Source organism: Paenibacillus sp. UASWS1643, assembly GCF_008693195.1.
GTDB lineage: Bacteria > Bacillota > Bacilli > Paenibacillales > Paenibacillaceae > Paenibacillus > Paenibacillus amylolyticus_B.
Map to the genome: position 1 here is coordinate 1 of NZ_VXKZ01000022.1, position 270 is coordinate 270.

A 270-nucleotide genomic window follows, 5' to 3' on the forward strand; every position below is an offset into this window, starting at 1 on the left:
TTCGGTTAATTTAATACTTTCTTAAACAATTTTCCAACAAAAAAAGAGATAATCCAAATGATTACCTCTTTTTTAATTATTATGATAATGGTTTGAAATCGTGAATGATGTTGTTTCGACGATCAAATTCTTTGTAAGCTAGGTCGATTAATCTATCAATTAGTTCAGTGTAACTGATACCTGAAGCTTCCCATAGTTGTGGGTATAGACTAATGTTAGTGAAACCAGGTAATGTGTTAACTTCTCCTAGGTAAGGAACCCCTTCCTTAG

At 32.2% G+C, this 270-nt stretch carries 1 pseudogene; it reads right to left on the minus strand.

The annotated features are described in order from the left end of the window. Positions 1–79: 79 nt before the first annotated feature. Positions 80–270, minus strand: a pseudogene (gene ddl / locus FE296_RS00100) (D-alanine--D-alanine ligase); the annotation flags it as partial.